Source organism: Victivallis sp. Marseille-Q1083, from assembly GCF_903645315.1.
GTDB lineage: Bacteria > Verrucomicrobiota > Lentisphaeria > Victivallales > Victivallaceae > UMGS1518.
In genome coordinates, this window is the sequence record NZ_CAHJXL010000001.1 from 2,946,557 (window position 1) to 2,969,989 (window position 23,433).

Genomic DNA, 23,433 nt, shown 5'->3' on the forward strand with positions numbered 1-23,433 from the left:
TTCTGAAAAGGCATTCTGCCCGTTTATCCGGCTCCGGTCAATTGGTGTATTCCCTGACGACGCCGTCGACCACCAGCGTTGTGAAGTCGAGGTCGCGGAATTGTCCGACGCTCTGGGCTTCGGCGTGGCCGTCGGCGAAAGCGATATTGCCGGTGCTGCCGTGATTGAGGCTGGCCGCCGCATTTTCCGACGTGGCATAGGGATAGAAATTGAAGTGTCCTCTGCCTTGCTCCGCCCCGGAAGCGATGAGGGTATCGGCGAGAAGCGGAGTTTTGGTCGGCTGTTTCATCCGGGAAAGAGCGTAAAAAGCGTAATACCAGCTTGGATTGCCGAACATGGCGAAATCACCCCAGTTTTCCTTGTATTTGTTATAGAAAGTCAAATCGTCCTTCAAATTGAGGACGCCGTAAGTCCGGAAGGGTCCCCGCCAGTCGTTCTCGTAATCGACTTTCTGAACCGAAGGACAGAAAAAAACCGACTGGTCGACGTACTTGTTCTCATTCAGCGCCTGGTTCCAGGTCAATTCGATTTTTTTGTCGTAGAAATAGACCAGCATGATGTCCTGGCTGTCGTTGGCATAAAGTTGAGTGCCGAGCATGTTCTGCTTCAGATTGTTGAGGCAGGTGATGCTCAAAGCCTTCTGTTTGGCCTTGCCCAAGGCCGGCAGCAGCATGCTGGCAAGAATCGCAATGATCGCAATTACAACCAGCAACTCGATCAGCGTAAACCTCTTCTTCATCTGGTTCTCCTTGGATAGTTTGTCCTTTTACGATTTATCGACCCGCCGGTTAAATAGCCGGCAACAATCCGGAACGGCAAAATATTCTCCTCGGTACATGGCGGCGGATCGGGACACGAAGTCAATTTCGAAATCGCATTGTAAATCCGGTTTCGATTTTCCTGTAACGAACTGTTCCGATACAGCATCCATATAGATAGTATATCAAAAAATTCGGCAAAAGTCAATCCCCCCTTTACAGAAAACTCGAAAATTACCTGAAATTATGTTTGAAATAAAAAAATTCTCCGGCCCAATATCCATTGGCCGGAGAATTTGCGTTGAAAACATTCACTCAGAAACCGGTTGCCGCTTCCGCCGTCGTATTGTCCAGAAGATTGATCACCTTGAATTTCCATGCGCCGGGCATCGGTTCCAACCCGGGATCGACGAGGATTTCAGTCCTGTCCCTGCCGGCGTGGTTGCCGGTCGCCGGCCGGTAGAGCGTGCCGTCCGGCTGATAAACTTCCAGCCGGAACAGCCCGGCGACGCCCGGATTGGCGACTATCGCCTTGACGCAGCGGCCGTCCCGCTCCAGGGTCAGCGAATACGGCTGCGCCGGTTCCGGCAGCAGCGCCAGCAGCCGGACGCCGTACGAGTCCAGCGCGGTTTCAAACCGGTCGGCCCGGCCGAGCGGCCGGCGTTCCAGTAGATCGTAGAGATAATACTCCCGGTCGAACTGCAGAACGGCATCCTTGCGTTCCTCCCGGCCGACTTTGGCGCGGGTCAAACCGACGTATTCATTGCCGTCGAGCCGGTAGCGCCCCAGTTCGGCGTTCGGCGGCAGCCGTACCAGCCAGTCAGCCGGTACGCCGGCATATTGCAGCGCCGTCCGGAACAGTTCGACCGCCGGGTCGCCGGCCGCCGCCTTATCCCGGATGTAGCGGTAATTGTTCGGCAGGAAGTTCAACAGCAGATGGCCGTCCTTGCCGATCATCAGCCGCCGGTCGGCGGCGAACTGCGGCCGGCCGTCAAGCACTTCGAGGTCCGGGTCGCCGATTTCCAGCTCGACGGTCCGGCCGTCGATGGTCAGGAATTCGCCCGGCTTGCCGCCGAAGGCGCTGCGAAACTTCGCATCGACCCCGAAAATCTCCCGGAACGGATTGTCCCGGCGGGCCACGCCATTTTCGTAGCAGCCGCCCGGCAGCACGTCGGCGATCAATTTGCCGCCGGCAGCGACATAACGCTCGATCGCCTCGATGTCGGCGTCGCTCATCGCCTGGGCCAGCGGCAGGATCAGGTACGGCGACACCGCCGGATCGAGTTCCGGCAATTCCTCCGGTCCGACCACCAGCGGGCCCGGATAGCCGAGGTTGGCCAGCACGGCGGTCCAGCCGCCGAAGTCGCGATGGTAATTGCGTTTGTCGGCCACCATGTAATGCAGGAAATCGGAAGCGTCGCTGGTCAGCATCGCCGGGATCGAAAAATACAGCGCAAACGGCGAAGCGACCCGGTTGGCCGGCTCGGTGATGACGTCGAGGCCGGACTGCCTGATTTCGGCGATCATCGCCTTGAGCTGCAAACCGTAATCGACAATCTTCAAATCGCCGTGGCGCAGCAGATAACCGTTGGCCCAGTTGCCGTTGTCCCGCAGGCCGTTCAGGATTTCCCGGTAATTTTTCTCCCGGATTTCCGGAATCGGCGCATGGTAACCGGTCCAGTCGCCGAGACCGGCGCCCGGGGCGGCAAAGCTGCGCAGCACGTCGTCCAGGCCGGTATTCAACTGATCGTAAATCACCACCCGGTCCAGATATTTCAGCATTTCATGCCAGTCGAAGCCGGTGTACAGATTGGTCAGCACCATGCCGGAAATCGCCAGCCTGCCGTCCGGATCGGCGGCTTTCATCGTCTCATACTGGGTTCTGACCGCGTTGGTCACCGAAGTGAACATGAAATGGCGATGGTCGATGAACGAGGCGAATCGCTGTTTTTCAATCGCTTCGGCCGCCATATCCGGTTTCACCTCGTCCCAGGCGGCGAACTCGGTCCGCCAGGCGGCGTTCAACTCGTCCAGCGACGCATAACGCTGCTGCAGCCACTGGCGGAACGCCGCCAGGCACCACGGCGACTGGCAGTAATCGTTCGGCAGGTCCCAGTGGTACAGGGAACACTCATCGCCGATAAAATAGGAATTGGGGTGATAATCGGCCAGCTTCTCCACTTGCTGGCGGACGCTCTGGCAGACCTGCTGCAGATAGTCCGGGTCGCGCAGGCAATTTTCCCTGACACTGTGGCCGGGCTGGGACACATTACTCCAATCCCGGATCGCGTAAATTCCCATCGGAATATAATTGATATTGCTGCGCAGCGCCGCTTCGGCCGCGGTCCGCTGCAGATCAAGATTGGCCAACTCGCCGCTATAGCCGAGCACCTCGTCGAACCCCATCTCGACCAGCGCCCGATGGTATTCGTCGGCGAAATAGTTCGAACAGGACCCCCAGCAGGCAAAGCTCAAGCCGGATCGCGGCGGCAGCTGCGTCGTCCAGGTCGCCTCGGCCCGGTCCAGCACCCGGCCGTCCCGGCGCAGCGTCGCCGTCAGGGTGCTCATCGTCGTCTCCGGCCGTACTTCCGGCTCAACGGCAAAGGGCAATTCCGGCGGCAAGTCGTCGAACAGCCGGCGATACAGCACCCGGCCGTAACGGTCCACGCTTTTCAGTTCCAGCTCGGCCCCGGCAACGTCGCCCCGGAACCGGATATTGCCGGCGACCGGTTCGCCGCCGCCGAAAGATTTTTTCGCCAACGCGAACGCTTCCAGCGCCGCTGCCGCCGGCCGGTTCTGCACGACGGTATACCAGTCGGCGGTATGGCCGTCGACTTTCAGAAAAACGTTGTAAAAGTAATCGCCGTCCAGCGTCATCTTTTCTAGCGGCAGCACCAGCGGCAATTCGTTGCGGCCGGCCTGCAGCGCCGCTTCCGATTCGGCGCAGTCGACCACTTCGCCGTATTTGTCCCGGACTTCCAGCGTCACCGTTCCTTCGGCGGCGGCGACTGCCGCGACTTCCAGGGTCAGTTGATCCTCCCCGGCGTCCAGGCCGGTGATTTCGGCCGGCAGAGCCGTCTGCGCCGCCAGCCGGACCGCCCGCAGAATCTGCGAAAAGTGATAGTCGTAGTAATTGAACCGGCTGCCGACGGCGAAATCGGGATTCGGGATCATTCCGTAACTGTCGATCATCCACTCGCGCGGATTCTGATTCAAGCGATAATTGACCGAAACCACCTTGCCTTTGCCGCAGTCGTACACCTTCAACGGCATCGCCGCCGGATCCGCGTCGGTCCGGATCGCCGCCAGCTTGTCATAGGGTACCGCCCGGTTCAATTTGACCGTCTCCGCTTCGTTGTACCGCAGTGCCAGGCCGGTCGAATCGATGCCGAACGGCGGGTCGACGAAAACCAGACCGACGCCCGATTCAATTTTCGCCTTGATCTTTTCCTTGACCTCGTCCGGCAGGATTTCCCAGCGGATCGCCGAGGAAATCATGATGACGTCATAATCGGCGTCGATCACCTGCCGCGCATAGACGGCCGGGTCCGGCGCCAGCCAACTGCGGTTGTCATTGACATCGAATGCCATTTGATGCGGATAAGCCACCTCGACCAGTTCGAGGTCGAAGTTGCCGCGCACCGTCAGCTCGGCGCTGTCGTGATGGCTCCAGGCGGTGGCGAACAGCAGCAATCTGGTTTTCTCTGCCGCGTCGGCGTCCCAGCGGATGATTTCCCGCCGAAAATCGGTGAACAATGCGGCATATTCCGGCGTGAAGGTGAATATTTTGTCCTTCTCCGCCACCGGCGCCGGCCGGTGGCCGGCATCGAAACTTCTGGTCAGGACGGCGATTCGACGGCCGTCGGCCGCCGTCAGCTCCAGAGAAACGACCGGCTCATCATCCGGGCACGGCAATTCCACTGCGACCTCCCGCAATGCCGGCAGCGTAATCCGCCGGCTTTCCTCGCCGCAGCGCACCGTAATTTCGCCGTAATCGCGATCGCTCCGCAACGCCGCCGTCAGCTTTCCGCCCGCCCGTTTCAAACCGGCGGCGATATGGTTGTCGGCCGCCTCCACCGACCGGCAGCCGTACAGCGGCGTGACACGATAGGAGAAGCGGAAGATGAAGTCGAACAGCGGGTCTTCCTGCTCCGGCCGAATCATCGCCTTGCCCTCCGCCAGCGGCCGGATTTTCAGGTCGGAAGTCAGGAAGTCCAGACTGGGTTGCTGCGGCCCGGTCGGCAGCCAGTTGTAGAAATTGCGCAAAGCCGGGTAATCGACTTCCAACAACACTCCGTCGTCGGCGTCGTTCAGCGCCGCCGCCCAGCCGGCCGCCGGCTGATTGGTGACGATATCGCCGGTCGTCTCCGGCCAGCGGAGCGGCTCCAGCACCGCTTCGCCGTCGTTGAAATCCGGCCAGCTCGAACGCTGCGCGAATGGATAATAGTAGCGCATCGACGTTGTGCCGGCCGGGAACGGCACGGTGACGAACCAGAGGTTGCCGAGAAAGTCCCGGGAGCCGGGGTTGTCGGCCGCATAGGCGACCTCCAGGCTGGCGGCATCCTCCCGCAGGGTGTAGGTTTTGACCAGGTGCAGCGGAGAATCGCCGTTTTCCAGCGTGATGAAGCTGCCGCCGTCCCGGTCTCCGAAATCGACGACCTGCCAGGCCGCGCCGGAAGTCAGATTGATGCGGCTGCCGCGGTCGCGCAACTGTTCCAGCCCGAAGCCGCTGCCGGCCGGGGCATCGCCCTCCGAACCGGGCGAAAACAAATTCGCTTTGCCCGGCTGGCGAAAGCTCTCCACCCGGCCGCCGGCCGCCGGATTGACGACGGCTTCGACCAGTCGATTGGAGAGGCGGTAAAGCGTATTGCCGTCCTGCTCCACCGCGGCAATCTCCGCTGCCGCTTCCCAACTCAGCGCCAACGAAACGAACATCAAAAATCTTTTCCAGAAAACCATTTGAAAGAACCATTCCATTCCAGGGATTCAGCTTGATAAATCAGGCGCTCCGAACGGGACGGTGTCCGCCTTCGGAGTGCCTCCACCAATATACCGCCAGAAGACCGGCGCAGCGAATATTACGGGATATCGAGTCCCAGCACCGGATAATAGGACAGATCGTACAGGCGCTGCTGCGGCTCGATGGCCTGCCGGAATGAAAATCCTTCACAGTGTCCGTCGACAAAAGCGACATTGAGATAGTTGCTGTGGCGGAACGCCGTGTCCGGCCAGCCGGTGAACCGCTGGTTCCACAGCCCCGGCCAGCCGTGACCGTTTTCGACATCGCTGTACAGAAGCGCCTGGGTGGGATTCTTCACATTGGAGAGCTTATACGGCTGGCAGGTGACATAAGCGTTGGCGGTATCATCCCAGCTTCCGCCAACCCACATATTCATGCCATAGGTATAAAAAGTTCTGTTGCCGGAATAACTTGGACACTCCATCGCCGCATGGTCACCCTGCTTGTAAGTGTTCCAGGCGACAATTTTGACTCCCATGTAATCTGCCAGTTGTTCAAACCAGTCACCATTGGAACCCCAACTGTAATAAACAAGTGCTTGCGGTGCCGAATCATTGTTGTCATTGGCGTACATGTTGGTCGCCAACCCCAGCTGTTTGAGGTTGCTGGTGCATTTGATCGCCACCGCCTTGGCTTTGGCCTTGCCCAGGGCCGGCAGCAGCATACTGGCGAGAATCGCGATGATAGCGATTACGACCAGCAGTTCGATCAGTGTGAATTTCTTTTTCATCTTGTTTTCCTCCTTTTGTAGGGTTGATTAATGTGCATTCTGCGAAATACATTAAATTATTTATTTTTAACTATTTACAATGCATTGAAATTTGAAAAATCCTCCAACTGAAATTATATTGTAATCTTCTAGCAATCAAAATCATAACTCCAGAAGGAGGAATAAAAACCAATGCAACTATCTTTATTCTGCGATTATCGCGGGTACGCCAACTCCAAATACGAGAGCCTGTTTCTTGCGCTGGAAGAATCTCATACTAGTGTCGCTAAGAAGAAAGGTCCTGGTCGTATCGGCTATGGAGATTTGGCTTACCTCAAAGCATACGTTTACAAGCACGCGGAGGAAATCAAAAGCATTCCGGAGCTCTTGCGCAATCTGCAACGGAATCCGGTGATCTGCGAAATGATCGGTTTCCAGTATGATTCGCTGCCGGACTCGTCCCGTTTTTATACATTCCTGAGCAAGACAAAAAACTCCGAAATCCAGGCGATTCATCATGCGGCGGTTCAGTCGCTGATCGGCGGCGGCGTGGTTTCGCTTGACGTCCTGATCGTCGATTCCAAACCGGTCATGGCCAATACCAAGCACAACAATCCCAAAAATCCGAGTCGCTCATTGGATAAAGAGGATAAAATCCCCCGCAATCCCAAAGCGACTCTCGGCTATTATTCTTACTTGAAACAGCCATTCGGCACGGGCAAGCAATTCAGCTTTTTCTGGGGCTTCCGGACGCACGTATTGGTCTCCGAAGAAGGCGTTCCGCTGGTCGAAATCACCAAGCCGAACAACATCTCCGACGAACAGATTGCGCACTCGCTCTTACGCAAACTCAAACGGGTCTACGGACAGAAGAAAGGCCGAGTTTTTATCGCCGATTCCGCCTATGACCACCGCCAATTCTACGACTTTATCAAGGACGAAATCAAAGGCCAAGCATGCATCCCAATCAATCCGCGCAACCAGCAAGCGGCCAAACTTCTCGGCGAAAAAGGCTGTCCCATCTGTCCCGGCGGACTCGAAATGAAATATTCATGCATCACCAAGAGCGAAGGCCGCACCCGCAAGAAATTCCGCTGTCCGATCATCGCCGGAACGCGCCCGGAAAAAGCCGAATTACCTGGCCAATGCCCTTGCAATCATCAACGATTCTGTACCGGCAGCCGCTATGGCTGTACCGCTTACATCGACGTTACCGATGATGCACGCGCCCAGGTCCCGCGCCAAAGCGCATGGTACAAAGAGACTTATACCAAACGTACCGGCGTCGAACGCTATTTCTCGCGCCTCGGCTCGCGCGAGGTCGAACAGACCACGCATTTCAATTACCGAGCCATCCGCAACCAGATGAGCATTGCACATCTGACGCTCGCGCTCACCGCCGTCGCCGCCGCATTCATTCTCGAACAGCCGGACAAAATCCGCTGTTACAAATCGTTTGCTGACGCCGCATAGCTTCGCGATAATCTCAAATTTTTCAATCAACCCCGGCGAATTCACATCCGCCTTAATTCTTCACGCCTTTTTTCAGCGATTTTTTACCCAATTCTGCACCAACTCGTACTGTTTGCTTGTTTTCAAAGCTTTTGCCGGTGGCTCAAACTGCTTCCTGTTCACTTTTCCTCTATTTCGCAGAACTCATAGGGTTGATTAATGCTTACATCTCGTCTGTTCGGTTATCATGGGACCAGCCGGTTGAATTGCCGGTGATAATTTGCGGCGGTAAAAAAATCCTTTCCGAAGGCAGCGGCCGTTTCCAGCGGCAGTAATCGACGATCCGGCTGATCATTTCCCGGCCGATCTGCCGGAAAGGCGGCGTGACGCGGCTGCAGATCGGACAGACCGACGAGGCGCCGATGTACATGAAATCGATTTCCCGGCCGGGCTGCAGGTTCAATTTCGAAACCGCATTGTATAAAGGCTCCAAATGATCGCTGTTATAGAACAGGAAGTCAGGCTTTTCCCGCCGCAGGAATGCGACAATCTCGTCCTCCGCTGCCACCACCGGAAAAGGCACCTCCTGCAGCGCGCCATCCGGCACCGGCAGACCGGCGGCTCTTCCCAGCCGGCAGTATTCCAGCGTCCGCCAGTGCAGGAACGGCACATCGTCCGACGTTCTCGGCACTGCGATGCAGCCGCACTTGCGGTAGCCGCGCGACTTGATCGTGTCGACCAGGCATTCGACCAGTTCCCGGTCGCTGTAGCCGACCGCCAGTTCAGGCTCGCGATATTCCGCCGGCGCCCCGAATTGAACTGTCGCCACCACCGCCACCTCGTTGGCGGCAACGGAACGCAGCTTGCGCCGTTGGTCGCCGTAGAAGATTGCCGCGTCGTAGCCGGCCAGGCGCTGCAACTGCCCGTTCAAGGCGAAATTGTCTTCCGCTTCCGGAAAATATTCCAGATGGATGTGGGTGTTGTGCGCAATCCCGACTTCCAGCATGCCGCGGTAGATCTCGGTGTTGGCGTGCCAGTTGCCGACCGGCAGCACTTCCGGCAGAATCCCCACTTCCGGGAAAACCAGGATCACCCGCAGCGGCTTGTTGTCCACCGTATTGCTCCGGCTGACGAAAACCCCTCTGGCCGGCTCCCGGATGATCAGGCTGTCCTTCTCCAGCAATTCCAGCGCCTGGTTGACTACCCGGTCGCTGATCTTGAACTCCCTGGCCAGCACGCGAATGCTGTCGAGCTTCTTGCCGGCCGGATAACGGCCGGAGGAGATGCGCTCGAGCAGAATCTTATAGAGCTGCTGGGGCAGTGGCGTCGATCGGTCTTTCTGCAATACTTCCATTTTTTTTCGGCTTGCTTTGATTTCAAAAACACATCAACTGTTGTACTACAGTCAATAATTATAGCAAGAAAATGGAAAAAAGTCAACCCCCCTACAGAAAATTTCCGATTATTTTTATTTATTTTTATTTGTTTTTGACCTGTGCAGAGCCAATCGATTTTCCGTATTGTCATTGTACCGGCCGCGGCCGCGCGAAAGAGAAAGCGGGAAGCAAATTTTTTGCTTCCCGCTTTCGACTGCGCTCCTGCGGGACGGCTTCGCTCAGGGAATCAGTTGCAGCGCTTCTTCCCCCCCTCCCTGGCGGTCCTGGTTGACGAAGCGCACTTCGGCCCGGCCCGGCGTCAGCGCCACCGCCGCACCGGTAAACTGGCTGCGGTCCTTGCCGGGCAGCGAACCGACCACCACCGGACAGGGCTGTCCCAGGTGGTCGAGTTCATCGCCGACATGGGTGATGTACAAATCGTGGATATGGCCGGACAGCATCAACTGGGGATGGACATTCTCCGCCAGCAGCCGGCACCATTCCCGATAGAGCTCCTGCTCGATGTCGAACGGCGGTTTCAGTACCTGCGAAAACGGCACATGCGAAACCACCAGCCGGTATTCGACGCCGGGCGCCGCGTATTCGTTGCCGGCATCGGCGATCACCTGTTTGAGGAATGCCGTTTCGCGCTGCCGGAAGGCGTGGCAGGCCATCGTGTTGCCGTATTCCGGATGATCGTCCGGTTTGTCCTCGCCGCAGTCCAGCACGATTCCCCAGACCGGTCCGAGCCGGAAGGTAAAATAGGAATTGCCGTTCAGCGTCGGGGTGTGTTCCGCCAATTTTTCCGCATAAATGCCGCGGAGGTCGTGATTGCCGCGGGAAAAGACCACCGGGATTTCCCCTTTGGAGATATTGCCGGCGATGGCGTGGATGGTGGTGAAATTCTGAATGTCGCCGCTGTCTTCCGGAATGTCGCCGTTCAGGATCAGCAGATCGAGGTCGGCTCCGAAATATCCGGCCGCCGCGACCGGGGCGTCGATCCGGTTGTGCGCGTCGGCGATATGAAAGATCCGGATGTCATCTCCCCGGACCGGCCGGAAAGAAAATTCCAGCTTGTTCACTTCGCTGGTTTTGGAAAAATAAGGCAGGCGCTCTTCCACTTCGCGATAGCAGATCGTGTAATGGCCGGCATCGTCCAAATCCTTCATCGGCACGGTCATCCGGTGGGTCGTGGTGGCGGAGCGCAGGATGCCGCAGGATTCGTCGTAATATTCATTGCCGTTCACCTCGCACCACATCAGGGTTTCCTGCTTGACCGGCACCAGAATCTGATATTCGTCGCCGACGGCGTATACCACCGGATAAGTGCTGAAGATCGTTTCGGGAAGTTCGGCAGCACCCATTGCGCCGCCGCATAGCATTCCCAGAGCCGCCGCAGTAAGACACGACAATTTTTTCATTGATTTTCTTTCTGTTGTTTGATGATAATAGGTTGCGCCTGTTTTACGATTGAAAAAGAGAGATACCGCGAAATCCGGGTCAATTTAGCATGAACTGTCTAGTTTGTCCAGTCGGAATTGCCGAATGCGGTCGATGCCGATGCCGGTCATTCTTCAAAACAGCACCAGAAACACCGGTCGAGATCGACATTGCCGTTGGGACGGAATGCCACGTTTTCCCGCCGGAGCAGAGCGGCCTGTTCCGGCCAGCCGGGCGCGCAGCGGCCGGCGGCATTGACCACCCGGTGACAGGGCAGTTTCAGCTTCGACGGCGCTTCGCGCAGAAATTTGCCGACCAGCCGGGGATGTCTGGGATGACCGGCCAGGAAGGCGAGTTGTCCATAAGTGGCGACCCAGCCCTGCGGAATTACCTTCACCAGAGCATAGACCTGCTGCCGGAACTCTTCCTGTACCATCGGACTTCCACTCATCACTGCCGGGAAGGCGGCTGGGTGCTCGCTTTGAACAGGCAGGAAGTCGGCAGCAGGATTTTCTGCGGCTCGCCGGAGCGGGCGAGCAGCTCCAGCGCCCGGCTGATGCTTTCCTTGACCGGCAGCACGACGGTGCTGATTTCGTCGCCGCCGTGCTCCATGCCGCCGAGCGCGGCGATGCTGATATCCTTGCCGACCTGGTAGCCGGCCGCGGTGAACGCCTTGGCCAGTTTGGCGGCGTAATAGTGCTGGATGAGCAGGACGGCGGTGCAGTTCCGGTAAATTTCGTCGAGCAGGCTTTTTTCAAAAATAAAATCGTGGACCAAAATAAGCTTGATCAGACGGTTTTCGACATAATGACCGTGGCGGTGCAGCATTTCGGCATAAGCCGCCAGTACGGTCATGCACGGGATGATGTCCTCGTCCATGATCATGATTTGGCGGTGTCCGAGCTCGAACAGATGCGCCAGCATGGTCCGGACGCCGCCGGCGAGATCGGCGTTGATGCAACTGAACGGCCCGCCCTGCAGCCAGAAATCGTTGATGATGACTGTATTGATCGATTTTTCCTGCAGCAGCTTCCAGATTTCCGGCTCGTTGGTGACCGAAAACGGAAACCGGATCATGTCGTGGCACGGCACCGCCGGCAATTGCCGGATGAAGGCGGCTTCGCCGGTGCCGTCGCCGATCAGCGGCCGGATGTTCCGCTCGGTCAGTTGATGCGACAGTTCGGCGAGCATCGAGACGTGGAGCGGATTGTAACTGGAGTGCATCGGAAAGGCGACGGTCCGCAAGCCGCCGGGCTGGCGGCGGTCGGCGACGAAGGTGCCGACACCGTTGCGGCGGACCAGATGCCCTTTGTCGGCCATCTTCAGCAGCGCCAGATTGACGGTGGCGAGCGAGACGCCGTAGCGGTCGGCCAACTGCCGGTTGACCGGGATGCGGTCGCCGGGCTTCAGCCTGCCGGATTTGATCTGGCCGACCAGATCGGCTTCCACCCGGTCGGTACAGCGAATTTTCGGATTTTTAGTCGGTGTCGCCATCTTAATTTTCCGGGACCTTTTACAGTGATTGCTACTTTTTATAAAGTATAGCATATTTTGAAAAAACAATCAAGTGCCGCGGCGAGGTTTTTTTGAAAAATTTCTGACGTTTTATTAGAAAGCTTGTGAAGATAAAAATAATTTTCGAAAAAATTCAGCTTTGAAATCAATTTTTTTCCCTTTCGAAAAGTCTGCCTGCCAGTTGGAATAAAAGCTGTTAATTATATATAATATGTTTGAAATGAATATTTTTTAATATTTATTTTTTATGTGTTTTGTCTTGAATTTTTGGTAAGCTAATAAAAAAGTGGTTTTTTTATGAAAAGCTATTGACATTTCTGCGGAATTTTGCTATAATTAAAACATGGAACCAATTGGCTGCTGAACCGGTAGGGTCGACTGGTCAAGAGTTATCGGCCGAAAATTGATCGGAATCAAAAAATTCCGACCACCAAACAGTATGGAAGGAAAAGTGAAAAGATGAAAAAGTGTTTTACATTGATCGAATTGTTGGTAGTAATCGCTATTATAGCAATTCTTGCCAGTATGTTGCTGCCGGCATTGGGCAAGGCGAAAAGCAAAGCGCTGGATATCTCCTGCCGGAGCAATTTGAAGCAGCTCGGTTTGCTCAATGTGCTGTATATCGACGACTACGACGGCTGGGCGATGTCAGCGCGGATTCCGAGAGCGGGGCAGGCGAACAGTTGCTGGGGTGCGTCCGTCTGGAGTGTGACGCTCGCCGAAGATTACGGCGCGGCCGGCAACCTGTTTGTCTGCCCCGCCAGCTCGGGCAAATGGGATGAGGATGACATTGCCCATGGAAATCAAAGCATCGGCCTGTCGTTTAATACGTTCGGCTATGGTATTGGGCACGGCGGCCAGAATCCGGTGAAATTTGCCGCTCCCGGCGAATTGTCGCATGGTTCCTCGCCGGTTGTTTTCGCCGATACGCCCTCGCATCTGGAATTCAACAGCGACAAAGCCGCCGGCGCGTATTTTGCGGCGGAAATCATAACCGACCGGGACGACATCGACAATGCGTTCTGGCCGATGCTCGGCAGCGGAGACGGGGGGTATCACTGGTATCCGATGAGCAGCCGGCATAACCTGAGGGTCAATGTCGGCATGTATGACGGCAGCGCGACTCAGTTGATGCGCCGCGAGTGTGGCGCCAGGTACGTGGAGCTGTTCCGGCCGATTCAGGTGGATGGCTCGTGGAAATTTAATTAAGATACCGCTGACAGAGTATGGGATAATTATGTTGTTCAAAAGAATATTGTTCCTCATATTGATGCCCGCAGTCGGCCTGGCGGTGAAGCCGGAGGATTTTTCCGGCTATAAGGCTGCGGTCCTGCCGCAGGTGAGGAAAACCAATCTGCTGGAAGATCCGGCGTTCAGCGATGTCGGCTGCTGGAAGGGGCTGCGCTCCGGGGTCGGCATTGAAAATGGCTGCGGCCGAAACCAGACAGCTGGTTTGAAGTACGATCGCACATTGCCGGATGAATACGTGATCTCCTATCAGAATGTAGTTTTGCAGCCCGGAACATCTTATCGTTTCGGAGTCTGGATCAAAACCGAAGGCGAGCTTGAAGGGGATGGCGCGGCTTTGTGCATGGAGCACTACGACCGCAACGGCAGCTGGCGTTCAACCGCGCATTCCTCCTCCCGAGTAACTGATGCTTCTCATTGGCAATGGATAGAAGGGACGCTTGCCACGCCTCCGGAAGCGGAAGGGGAGTTGGTTTATCGCTTTTCCTGTTACATGATGAAAGGGACGACCGGACTGGCGTTTTTTGATGACGCGGTGGTCGAGGAGATCGCCGAATCCGGATGGCTTATTGCACAGACATGGCCGACCCATAGCGTTTGTCCGGCCTCCGACGGCAAACTCAAACTCTCTTGCCTCAAGGCCGGAGACACCGGACGGGAAATCGTTTACGAAGAGCTGGTCTGCCTGGGACGCTTGTCTGTCGATGGCGGAGGAGTCGTGGAAAGGACGGCGGAACTTAATGCCAGTGGCTGCGTAACCTTGCAATTCGGCAAGCTTGCACCCGGCAGGGGAGAACTGGAAATAATCATTGCCGATCCGCAAAGCAGAAGTTTCATCGGGCGTCAGAAATGGCCTGTTTCCATCGAAGCGCGCGACAGCGCCGGAGTTCAGATTGATGAACATGGCCGTACCCTGGTAAATGGAAAACCTTTCATGCCGATCGGGCTTTACTGCTACGACCTGCAAAAAGAGGATTTGGATTGCATTGCCGATTCGGCTTTTAACACAGTGCTGCCGTATGGAAGTTTGGATTTGCGTTTCAACGGCTCGTCTTTCACGCATCGGGCGGCGATCCGCGAGGTCCTGGATTATTGTGAGCAAAAGGGTTTGAAGCTGATTTTCGCCTTGAAGGACCTTTTGCCGGCTCCGGTTGTTGCTTCGCCGGTTGCGGAGTGGAACGGGATCGAGGGCGGTGATGAAATTGTGAAACGGGTTGTCGAAAGCCTTGGCGACCATCCCGCCATTCTGGCGTGGTATATTTGCGATGAGGCCGATGTCAACCAGCTGGACACTCTTGTCGCCCGGCGGCGGCTGATGAATTGCCTGGATCCCTCGCGCCCATCGCTGGCGGTTTTCTACCAGATCGAATCCATTCCCTGCTATCTTCCCTGTTCGGACATTCTCGGTCTCGATCCGTATCCGATCGCCCGCAACGCCTGCAACCAGATGACGGTGGTCGAACAGGCTATGAATTGGGGTGAACGCTGCGGCATGCCGCTCTGGACGGTTCCGCAGATCTACAACGCCGGCCTCTACGATCCGGAGGTCCGGGAAGGCGATACCGCGAAGTTCTACCGGGAATACACCGACCCGACCGAACATCAGATGCTGGCGATCGTCCTGCGCGAAGTGATTGCCGGCGCCAAAGGTTTTATCTTTTATTCCTATTTCGACCTGCGGCCGGGCCGCGGTCCCGATTCGAAGCAATTCGAACGGCGCTGGCCGGAAGTCTGCCGGGTGGCGTCGATTCTGAAATCGCTGGAGCCGTTCATCCTGAGCACGGCGGCCGGACCGGCCGTGACAATCGAACCGCGCCGGGGGGAGGTACGGGCCCGCTGCCTGGCGGATCAGGCCGGCCGGCACCGGCTGTTGGTGACCGGCAACGGGCCGGGAAGGTCGGAGGCGCTGCTGGAACTGCCGGAAGAGTTCGGGTCTTTTCAATCCACCACCGGCAATACGGAAAATCTTGGCGGCGGCCGATACCGTTTTGCCGGGGAAAATATCTCGTGTGATTGGTTGATCGAAACCCGCTGACTTCACTGATTGAATAGGATGGAAATGTTGAAAATGAAAATAATGATGTGGTTGCCGGTGATGTTTGCCGGTCTGGCTGCCGTTGCCGCCGCCGATATCACCGGCCGGGTGACGGATGCCGACACCGGTGGGGGACTGGCGGGAGTGATTGTTTCCAATTGCGCGGAAGCGGCCGTCACCGATGCGGCCGGAGCATATGTGCTGCCGCGGCATGCCGACACGCGTTTTGTCACCGTCGTCACGCCCGCCGACCGCAGTGCGGAAACGTTTTTCCAGCGGGTAACGGTCGATTCGGATACGAGTTACGACTTCAAGCTGCAGCGCCGGCCGAAATTCGATTCGTTCTGTTTCGTGCAAATGTCCGATACGGAGGCGGAGGGTTCTCCGGTCGTGATGGATTGTTTCGACCGGATCCGCCGCTTTGCCAGAAACTGCGGCGCGGCGTTCGTGATTCATACCGGGGACATTCACACCACGGAGGACATGCGCATGCACGCCGCTTCCGTCAATCGCCGGGGATTCGGCCTGCCGGTCTACCATGTGCTCGGCAACCACGATTTGAAGTCGGAAGGGCGGGGCGAGGCTTTTTACGAGGACACGCTGGGACCGATCTATTATGCTTTCGAGGAGGGAAATGTGCTGTTCGTCATTTTGCCGAAATACCTGGACGGCGATATGGCGCCGGGATTCACCGAAACGGATGTCGCGAAGTACCTTCACAATCTGATGGCGCTGGTGCCGGAAACGCGCCCGGTCGTCTTCGTCAGTCATTATCCGGAAATTCTTGCCGCCGACGGCGTGGCCGGTGCCGGCACGCCGTATCCGACCGATCTGAAAAAATGGAACCTGAAGGGCTGGATTTACGGGCACACCCATTACAGCCGGGTTGCTTCGCTGCCGTTCGGACTGAAAACCTGGTCGAGCTGCATTTCCACCAAGGGAGGCGGTTCCGGTGAAGCGGCGAGCTATCGTTATTACCATGTGGCGGCGGACGGAACGCTTTCTTCCCGCGTTGTTCCGATGTTTGTGGAGAAACTGCTGGATGTGCGCATTTCACCGGCGGCGGACGGCGGCGGTTATACGGTGGCTGCCGCTGCCGGTGATTCCAGCACCCTGATTACCGGACTTGAGATGATTGCAACCGGGACGGACGGCGAAAGTGAAAGGCTGGCGATGACGCGTCGCGGACCGTGGCTCTGGACGGCCGTCTACCCTTTTGAGCCGGAGCGCTCGTACACGGTTGAAGTGGTCGCGACGCTGAATTCCGGAGAGACGATCCGGAAGACCGTCCCGTTTCCGGCGCCGATTTCGCGGACGGCCTCCCTGGAACTTGAACGAATCGCCTGGTTTCCCGGTCATGTTCACTGGGGTGCGCCGGCTTTCGGCGACGGCATGATTTTTGCCGGCATCAACGATGACGACGACGGCACGAACAGCGGAATTGCGGCGCTTGATGCCGCCACCGGCCGGCTCCGCTGGAAATTGCCGGTCGCCGCCGGTATCCGCAACTCCGTCTGCTACGATGCCGGTACGGTATATGCCGCCGATACCGACTCCAATTTATATGCCGTGGAAGCGGAAACCGGCATCCTGCGCTGGAAGTCTTCGCCGGGGCCGGTTCTGTTCGATCATAAGAACAGCAACGGAATCGTGCTGGCCGACGGAATTCTCTATGGCGGCTTCGGCCGCTATCTGCGGGCGGTGGAGGCCGCCACCGGCCGGGAATTGTGGCGCAGCGCCTTGTCCCAATGGGACCCGTCAACCGATCCGCCGCAGGTGATCGACGGCAAACTGATCATTTCGAATTCCGGGCATGGCTGGATACTGGCGGCATTGGACGCCGCCACCGGGAGCTTGGTGTGGAAACTGGAGCTGGATCGCTATCACTTCCAGGTGCGGACCAGCCGCCTGGCGGATGGCAATCTTCTGATGGTTTCGTCTGCCCGGTCCGCCATCGTGGAACCGGAGACGGGCAGGATGATTGCCGCCACCTCGGAGGAGTTGGGCGGAGACGAACTGCTGTCGATGTCCGCCTCGGCTCCGCTGGTCGGCGACGGCCTGATTTATGTCGGCGTCGACTGGGAAGGGGTGGGCGCCTTCGATTTCCAATCGCTCCGGCGGCGCTGGACATCGGTGGAAACCGCCGGCGTTCCGGGCGTTTCCAGGCTGGCGACCCAGGTTTACAGCCGGTTGGAAAAGATTGTCGAATCCGCTCCATTGCTGCTTGGCAGTCGGTTGCTGTTCGCCGGCATGGATGGCGTTCTCTACGAATGTTCGGCTGCCGACGGCGTGCTTGAGGGCCGGCTTGACCTCGGTGTGCCGGTTAGCGCTTCCCCGCTGGTCGCCGCCGGCCGGGTTTATCTCGTGGATTATGCCGGGCGGGTATTCATCTTCAAGCTTCGCGGAGATTTGACGGCGGCCGGTGACTTTCGCCTGAAATAATTGCTCGCCGTTTGACGGTTTGAACGATAACGGCCGCCCCCGAAACATTGAGCGCTCCGGCCTGGCTTGGCACATCCGGCTTGACGGCCGGCCGGCGCTGGCGGCGGAACTGCCGGCCTGGCCGTTGCCGGCTTCGCTGTTAGTGGCGATCCGGCATTTGCTGCTGGGATCGATCACCGTCTATCAGGCGGCGGTGCTGCAACAGGACGGAATGGTGACCATTTTCGGCTGCGACGTGCTGATGAATCTGGTGTTGGTCGGCTCAATTTATCTGGTTTGCCGCATGGAACGCAACTGTGTCACGGAACTGGTGCCCGGCCGGCCGCTGCCGGAATGTTGGCGGTTGATCCGGCGCCGGTTTTTCAGCGGTAAATTTTCTTGATGCGCAAATCCTGGAGCACGGCATCCCGGCCGCCGCCGCAGCAATAGGCGAGCAGCAGCCCGTCCGGCACGAACTCGATGGCGATATAACAGTAGCCGTGGTCCGGTTCGCTTTCGAGCAGTTGATGATCGTGCCAGGTTTCGCCTTCATCCGCACTGCGGGCCAGCACCAGCGGCGTCCGCCCCCAGCTGGCATCCCGGCGTTCGATGGCCCAGCGCGGCGAATGGTCGTTCCAAACGGCGATCAGATCGCCGTGTTCCGGGTCGCGTTTGATCGACATCGGCGATTCCGACGAGCGGAAGCGGTTGTTTTTGACCGCCGTTTCCCAGGTCAGTCCCTGATCGCCGGAGCAGGCGGTGTATTGGGCGCCGTCATTGGTGCGGAACCAGATCATCAGCCGTCCGCCGGATAGCTCGACAACGCCGGGCTCCTGAAAACCGCTGCCGAGCCGGGAGGGCGGCAGCAGCCATTGGGGCGCCTCCCGCCAACTGTCGCCGTTGTCGTCGGAATAATAGACCAGTCCGATGCCGCGGATGTCGACTCCTTTCCGGCCGTCATCGTCGGTGTGTGCCCGGTGCAGGGCGACCGGATAGAGCAGTCGGCCGCTTTTCAACTGGACCAGCCGGTCGTTGTTGCCGACGTAATAGCCGGGCGTCGGAATGATCGAAACCGGTTCGCTCCAGGTTTTGCCCTCGTCGGCCGAATGACGCAGTTGCGGCCGGCAGTCCAGGTAGCCGTCCGCCGTCAGCGCCTTGCGCAGATAAACCATCGCCAGCCGGCCGTCGGCCAGCCGCAGCAGCGAAACGCTCATGACGTTCTGTCCTTCATTCGGCACGACAATTTCATCCTCTGCCGTCCAGCTGTCGCCGTTGTCGTCCGAATAGCGCGCCGCCAGGCAGGCGGCGGCATGGTCGGACCAGCTATCGCCGTAAAATTTGGTATAGATGAACATGATCCGGCCGTCCTTCAACGTGATGAAGGCGCCTTCCGAGTTGCGGGGATTGCCGGCTTGGTGCGGCAATTCCAGGACGGTTTTCTGCTCCATTGAGACATCTCCCTTCGATGCGGCCGGCAAACTGCCGGCGGTTGCCGCCGCCGGAGCCGGCAGAAAGAACGACAGACCGCCCACGGCGGCGAACAGCAAGGCAACACCTGATTTCATCGGTTTCTCCGGGACGGTTTCAGTTGATTGTCGGTTCGATGGACAATACTGTAATCGCCGAGGGCTCCGGTTGCCAACCGCCGGAACCGGATTTTGCGCAGAATTTTTACCACCGGTTCCTCCCGGCCGCCTTGACCGCTCCGCCCCGGCGTGAATTTTCGCTTTTCGTTTTCCCGGCCGGGTCAGTGCAGGGCGATGGTCAACGCCGGATTCGGCCGTCCGACCGAAGAACGCGTGATCAAGTTGACCGGATGGTATTTGCGATGATTCTGTTCACTGCAACCGTTGGCGCGGTGGTCCAGCAGCAAATCGACCGCGCCGCGGCCGGCTTCGTAAAACGGCAGCCGGAAAGTCGTCAGCGGCGGCTCCGATTCCCGCGATTCCGGCAGGTCGCCGAAGCCGACGACGGAAAAATCCCGGGGAATTTTTTTACCGCAATCCTGCAGAATCCGCATGGTTTCCAGCGCCGTGACGTCATTGTTGCATAGCAGCAGGGTCGGCTGTTGCGGCAGTTGGATCAGCCGGGCGATTTTATCCGCCAGCTTTTCTGCCATGTGGTAGTCGTTGAACGTGATGATCCAGTCGTCGTGGATTTCGATCCCGGCATTGCGCAGGTCGGGCAGGCAATCGCGGATATCGCCGAAATCATAATAACAATACATATGTCGCCGCCAGTAATCCGGCTGAATGATCGCCAGCCGCCGGTGGCCGAGTTCCCGCAGGTACTGGGTGAACAGTTTCAACCAGCGCGGATAATCGTAACGAATCGCTCCCAGCGCCGGGGAACTGTGTTCGGCGGCGAGAAAAACCTGTGGAATTTTATCGAGTTCCAGCAGCTTTTCCAGCACCGGGTCTTCGTCGTAGCCGCGGTCGCCGAGATGGACGATGCCGCGGATTTCCCCGGCCAACCGGCGCAGTTGCGGGTCGATTTCCCCGGCGTCAGCATCCGGTTCCGGCAGTTGGAGCATCCGGACGGCATAATCCAGCTCCGAAGCCCGGTCGATGATGCCGTTGAAAAAGCTGCTGCGGATATATTGGCTGGCTTTGATATTGACGTATTCGGAATAGGGCATCGGCAGGACCACGCCGAGGACTTTGCCCGGTTCCGTTTCGCGCGACGGCGGCGTCAGCAGGTAGCGCCGGCTGCCTTCCGGCCGTTCCAGCAAACCGTCGTCCAGGAGACGCTGATACGCTTTGTGGATCAGCGACCGGTCCAGGCCGGCATACAAGGCCAGTTGCCGTTCCGGCAGCAGGGCTTTGCCGCTCAGGGCGGCGCGGTTGCGGCGCAACTGGCCGGTCAGATGGCGGTACAAGGCGTCGGCGGAAGTCGGTTGCCGGAGCTCCGGCTGGTCCAGCAGCGGATTGAAGTATTGATCATTTTTCATGGTTATTTTCCTGGTGTTGGCGGGACTGATGAAAACTGCGGACATCGAATTCCGGTCCCCACGGATCGACGTCCTGAATTTCCGAGGAGACGATTGCCTGGATCAGCCGGTCGCGATAGGCGGCCAGTTCGGCCGGCAGACAACTGAAATCGGCCAGATGCCGGACCAGTTGTGCGGGGATGACGGCCGTCTCCCTGGCTGTTTTCAGCCATTGGAGCTGTTCGGCGGAAGACCGGCCGGCCGGCAGCGCTTCGGTCGCGGCGATCTGGGCGTTGAGAATGCACAGATAGGCGAAATCCTCCAGACCGTCCCGGTAATTTTCCAGCCGGATGCCGGCCAGCGGCTGGTCGTCCGGGCCGGGATAGGCGAGCAACCCGTCGCCGTGGTGATTGTACCAGCTTTCCGGCCACCACGACGTGTAGGGGCCGTCGGTGATCGGCTGGTTGTCCCACCAGATGCGCAGCGCATAATAGAGAAAGCCGTCCGGCTGGAATTTTTCACTCATCACTCCCATCAGCAGCCGGGCGGTCATCGCCGGCTGCTCGATGAACCAGTTGATATGCGGCGGAACCGGAAAGTTGCAGATATAGTACCAGACCCGGTTGCCTCGGGCGCGGCTTCGTTCCACTGCGGAGCGGTCCCGGGCGTAGCGTTCGGTTTTCGGCACCCAGATGTCGACGGAATTGATTCGGCCGTCGGTACCGAGTGAATGATCCCAGGCGGTGGTCATGATCGCCACTTCCGGAAAGGCTTCGTGCAGAGCCGCCGCACAGGTTTCCAGATTGTCGAAATCGGCGGCCTCCACTTCATCGAAACCGTAGATGTAGGCGTGGTTCAGCACGCCGAGCGCTCTGGATTGTTCATAAAGCGGCCGGAACCGGGCCAGCAGTTTGCCGACGTCGATTTGACGGGTGGCCGGGTCGAGTGCGTCGCCCGGAATGTTGCCGAGGTTGAAGGCGACCAGCCGTCTTTCGCGATGCAGCCGTTCGATAATTTCAAAATCCGGCGCGTCACGCCGGTAAAGATCGTCCATGCCGATCAGATAATCGTCGAGAAAATGGCTCCAGCGCCGGCGCTTTTCCGGATCCTTCGACAGTTTGTCGGTGCCGAAACTGATGACGCTCGGCAGCGGTGAATGGCGCGGCAGCGTGAAGGGCAGCACTTCGATTTCCAGTTGCAGGGTACGCCAGCGTTCGCCGTCTTTTAAAATTTCAAGTTTGGCGGTATAGCGGCCGGGCGCCTGATCTTCCGGGGCCCGCACCCGCAGCCAGAAACTCTGCAGATCGCCGGCGGCAATGTCGCAGCCGGTCATGAAATCGAGAATCGGGTCGGGATACCAGCCGACGATCGGCGCGTCGAACGGCGCCAGCTTGGTGGTCTGGACGAAACCGACGACCGACGCAGTCAGCGCGCCGTCCGGAAACGCCATGCCGTCGGCCCGTTGCGGCGTGCCGCATTGCAGTTCGATCCGGGTGTCACGGGTCAGCGGCAGCGCCAGCAATTGCGCCGCTTCGGTTTCATTGCGGGCCAGGCGGATGAGGTGATGGTCGCCGACTGCGGCGGCAAACGGCAGCAGCCGGGGCGGATATTTGGTCATTGCATCGGAGAACGCCAGCAGCAGATCCGGATCGTCTTGAAACAACCGGTCGTTGTCCTGCTTCAACTGCAGCAGGGAAGCAGCCCGCTTCATATTCTGGCGGCTGTTTTGAAATGCGATGATTGCCGCGTCGTCGTCGACGCCGTCATAGTTGTTCTGAATGACTTTGGCCAGTGCATTCAGACATTCCTGGTGGGTGCGGTCGAATTCACCGATCAGGAATTGTTTGTATGGTTCGGTCAAGGCGCTGCTGTGAATCGGGACTTTGGTCGGATAAAATTCTTCGCTGACCGCGGCTTTCCACGGCGTCATCCATTTGCGCAGCCGGTTTTTGACTTCCCGGGAATAGGGAGCGGGTTTTTCCCCAGTTTTGAGCAGCCGGAAATTGTCGAAATAAACTTCGGCCGGAAAAGCGCGCCGCATGCTGTAAAAATAAAATTGTCCGATTGGTTCGGCGCCGAAGCGCGCATTCAGTTCCGCCAGCGGCAGGACGACCCGTTTCAATTGATAAGGACGTATTTTCAATTCATAATACGGCCCGGCGTCGCGGGCGATGCCGGCGGGACCGATATGCATGCCGAACTGGACTCCGTAGGGCGTCGGATTGAAAAGATCGAACGCCAGTTGATCGTACGCCTGAAAGCTGCCGAGATCACCGTGGAAGGAAAAGGCCGGATAGGCGGGGGCGCCGTCGGTCCAGCGCGGCGTGGTGAAGCATAGGCTGCGGTTTCCGGCGGTGGCGAAGGTTTCCGTCAATTCCAGACGGCTGCCGCCGGCGGTTTCCGGCGACAATTGCCAATGGGCTGCCGCATCGTCCCGGTCGAAATCGATCAACGGGGCCGGGGCGCACAGCATGGCGGAAGCGCCGAACAGGGCGAGGAGGGAGACGATGGCTAAAAAGTATTTCATTTC

The 23,433-nt window shown here is 58.1% G+C and carries 15 protein-coding genes; 5 read left to right on the forward strand and 10 right to left on the reverse strand.

Annotated elements, in window-relative coordinates; genetic code table 11:
* Nucleotides 1-37: 37 nt before the first annotated feature.
* The 3 genes from HWX74_RS12120 to HWX74_RS12130 all read right to left on the reverse strand — a co-directional run bounded on the left by HWX74_RS12120 (nt 38) and on the right by HWX74_RS12130 (nt 6,508).
* A complete protein-coding gene (locus tag HWX74_RS12120; RefSeq protein ID WP_176013792.1) occupies nt 38-739 on the reverse strand; it encodes a prepilin-type N-terminal cleavage/methylation domain-containing protein in 702 nt (233 codons plus the stop codon).
* A gap of 334 nt (nt 740-1,073) precedes the next feature.
* Complete coding sequence (locus HWX74_RS12125) at nt 1,074-5,693, reverse strand: beta-galactosidase (RefSeq protein ID WP_176013793.1); 4,620 nt, start codon at nt 5,691-5,693, stop codon at nt 1,074-1,076.
* A gap of 143 nt (nt 5,694-5,836) precedes the next feature.
* Complete coding sequence (locus tag HWX74_RS12130; RefSeq protein ID WP_176013794.1) at nt 5,837-6,508, reverse strand: prepilin-type N-terminal cleavage/methylation domain-containing protein; 672 nt, start codon at nt 6,506-6,508, stop codon at nt 5,837-5,839.
* Between the two features lie 171 nt (nt 6,509-6,679).
* Between HWX74_RS12130 and HWX74_RS12135 the strand changes: the two genes are divergently transcribed.
* Nucleotides 6,680-7,960 (forward strand): transposase, encoded by a 1,281-nt coding sequence (locus HWX74_RS12135; protein ID WP_176012237.1) that lies wholly within the window; start codon nt 6,680-6,682, stop codon nt 7,958-7,960.
* Between the two features lie 202 nt (nt 7,961-8,162).
* Here the strand turns inward: HWX74_RS12135 and HWX74_RS12140 are convergent, their stop codons facing one another.
* From HWX74_RS12140 to HWX74_RS12155, 4 genes are all read right to left on the reverse strand, one after another.
* A complete protein-coding gene (locus HWX74_RS12140; protein ID WP_176013795.1) occupies nt 8,163-9,293 on the reverse strand; it encodes a GntR family transcriptional regulator in 1,131 nt (376 codons plus the stop codon).
* Between the two features lie 261 nt (nt 9,294-9,554).
* Entirely contained in the window at nt 9,555-10,736 is a 1,182-nt protein-coding gene (locus HWX74_RS12145) for a metallophosphoesterase (RefSeq protein ID WP_176013796.1), read from the reverse strand.
* Between the two features lie 146 nt (nt 10,737-10,882).
* Nucleotides 10,883-11,191 (reverse strand): MGMT family protein, encoded by a 309-nt coding sequence (locus HWX74_RS12150; RefSeq protein ID WP_176013797.1) that lies wholly within the window; start codon nt 11,189-11,191, stop codon nt 10,883-10,885.
* 14 nt (nt 11,192-11,205) lie between these two features.
* A complete protein-coding gene (locus HWX74_RS12155) occupies nt 11,206-12,249 on the reverse strand; it encodes a GntR family transcriptional regulator (protein ID WP_176013798.1) in 1,044 nt (347 codons plus the stop codon).
* A 480-nt stretch (nt 12,250-12,729) separates the two neighbouring features.
* Here HWX74_RS12155 and HWX74_RS20030 point away from each other — a divergent pair, with 480 nt between their 5' ends.
* The 4 genes from HWX74_RS20030 to HWX74_RS12175 are packed head-to-tail and all read left to right on the forward strand — an operon-like array spanning nt 12,730 to nt 18,377.
* Nucleotides 12,730-13,479 carry a type II secretion system protein gene (locus HWX74_RS20030; RefSeq protein ID WP_217704940.1) on the forward strand — a complete coding sequence of 250 codons (750 nt, stop codon included), beginning with the start codon at nt 12,730-12,732 and terminating at the stop codon, nt 13,477-13,479.
* A 28-nt stretch (nt 13,480-13,507) separates the two neighbouring features.
* Nucleotides 13,508-15,553, forward strand: coding sequence for a hypothetical protein (locus HWX74_RS12165; RefSeq protein WP_176013799.1), 2,046 nt, complete (start codon nt 13,508-13,510; stop codon nt 15,551-15,553).
* 33 nt (nt 15,554-15,586) lie between these two features.
* Nucleotides 15,587-17,995, forward strand: a complete 2,409-nt coding sequence (locus HWX74_RS12170; protein ID WP_176013800.1) for a PQQ-binding-like beta-propeller repeat protein — start codon at nt 15,587-15,589, stop codon at nt 17,993-17,995.
* A 19-nt stretch (nt 17,996-18,014) separates the two neighbouring features.
* Complete coding sequence (locus tag HWX74_RS12175) at nt 18,015-18,377, forward strand: hypothetical protein (RefSeq protein ID WP_176013801.1); 363 nt, start codon at nt 18,015-18,017, stop codon at nt 18,375-18,377.
* On the opposite strand, the gene HWX74_RS12180 is transcribed toward HWX74_RS12175, so the two are convergent.
* From HWX74_RS12180 to HWX74_RS12190, 3 genes are all read right to left on the reverse strand, one after another.
* A complete protein-coding gene (locus HWX74_RS12180) occupies nt 18,358-19,539 on the reverse strand; it encodes a sialidase family protein (protein WP_176013802.1) in 1,182 nt (393 codons plus the stop codon). The two genes, HWX74_RS12175 and HWX74_RS12180, sit on opposite strands and share 20 nt — an antisense overlap.
* Before the next feature lie 182 nt (nt 19,540-19,721).
* The gene (locus HWX74_RS12185; RefSeq protein WP_176013803.1) at nt 19,722-20,924 is read right to left on the reverse strand and encodes a LacI family DNA-binding transcriptional regulator; all 1,203 of its coding nucleotides are present in this window, start codon (nt 20,922-20,924) and stop codon (nt 19,722-19,724) included.
* Nucleotides 20,914-23,430, reverse strand: a complete 2,517-nt coding sequence (locus HWX74_RS12190; protein ID WP_176013804.1) for a DUF4091 domain-containing protein — start codon at nt 23,428-23,430, stop codon at nt 20,914-20,916. The genes HWX74_RS12185 and HWX74_RS12190 overlap by 11 nt, the downstream gene beginning before the upstream one ends.
* Between the last annotated feature and the right edge of the window lie 3 nt (nt 23,431-23,433).

Excerpts from the sequence above, each read along its gene's own strand:
- HWX74_RS12120 (WP_176013792.1), bottom strand. The coding sequence starts at position 739 with ATGAAGAAGAGGTTTACGCTGATCGAGTTGCTGGTTGTAATTGCGATC.
- HWX74_RS12125 (WP_176013793.1), bottom strand. The coding sequence starts at position 5,693 with ATGTTCGTTTCGTTGGCGCTGAGTTGGGAAGCGGCAGCGGAGATTGCC.
- HWX74_RS12130 (WP_176013794.1), bottom strand. The coding sequence starts at position 6,508 with ATGAAAAAGAAATTCACACTGATCGAACTGCTGGTCGTAATCGCTATC.
- HWX74_RS12135 (WP_176012237.1), top strand. The coding sequence starts at position 6,680 with ATGCAACTATCTTTATTCTGCGATTATCGCGGGTACGCCAACTCCAAA.
- HWX74_RS12140 (WP_176013795.1), bottom strand. The coding sequence starts at position 9,293 with ATGGAAGTATTGCAGAAAGACCGATCGACGCCACTGCCCCAGCAGCTC.
- HWX74_RS12145 (WP_176013796.1), bottom strand. The coding sequence starts at position 10,736 with ATGAAAAAATTGTCGTGTCTTACTGCGGCGGCTCTGGGAATGCTATGC.
- HWX74_RS12150 (WP_176013797.1), bottom strand. The coding sequence starts at position 11,191 with ATGGTACAGGAAGAGTTCCGGCAGCAGGTCTATGCTCTGGTGAAGGTA.
- HWX74_RS12155 (WP_176013798.1), bottom strand. The coding sequence starts at position 12,249 with ATGGCGACACCGACTAAAAATCCGAAAATTCGCTGTACCGACCGGGTG.
- HWX74_RS20030 (WP_217704940.1), top strand. The coding sequence starts at position 12,730 with ATGAAAAAGTGTTTTACATTGATCGAATTGTTGGTAGTAATCGCTATT.
- HWX74_RS12165 (WP_176013799.1), top strand. The coding sequence starts at position 13,508 with ATGTTGTTCAAAAGAATATTGTTCCTCATATTGATGCCCGCAGTCGGC.
- HWX74_RS12170 (WP_176013800.1), top strand. The coding sequence starts at position 15,587 with ATGAAAATAATGATGTGGTTGCCGGTGATGTTTGCCGGTCTGGCTGCC.
- HWX74_RS12180 (WP_176013802.1), bottom strand. The coding sequence starts at position 19,539 with ATGAAATCAGGTGTTGCCTTGCTGTTCGCCGCCGTGGGCGGTCTGTCG.
- HWX74_RS12185 (WP_176013803.1), bottom strand. The coding sequence starts at position 20,924 with ATGAAAAATGATCAATACTTCAATCCGCTGCTGGACCAGCCGGAGCTC.
- HWX74_RS12190 (WP_176013804.1), bottom strand. The coding sequence starts at position 23,430 with ATGAAATACTTTTTAGCCATCGTCTCCCTCCTCGCCCTGTTCGGCGCT.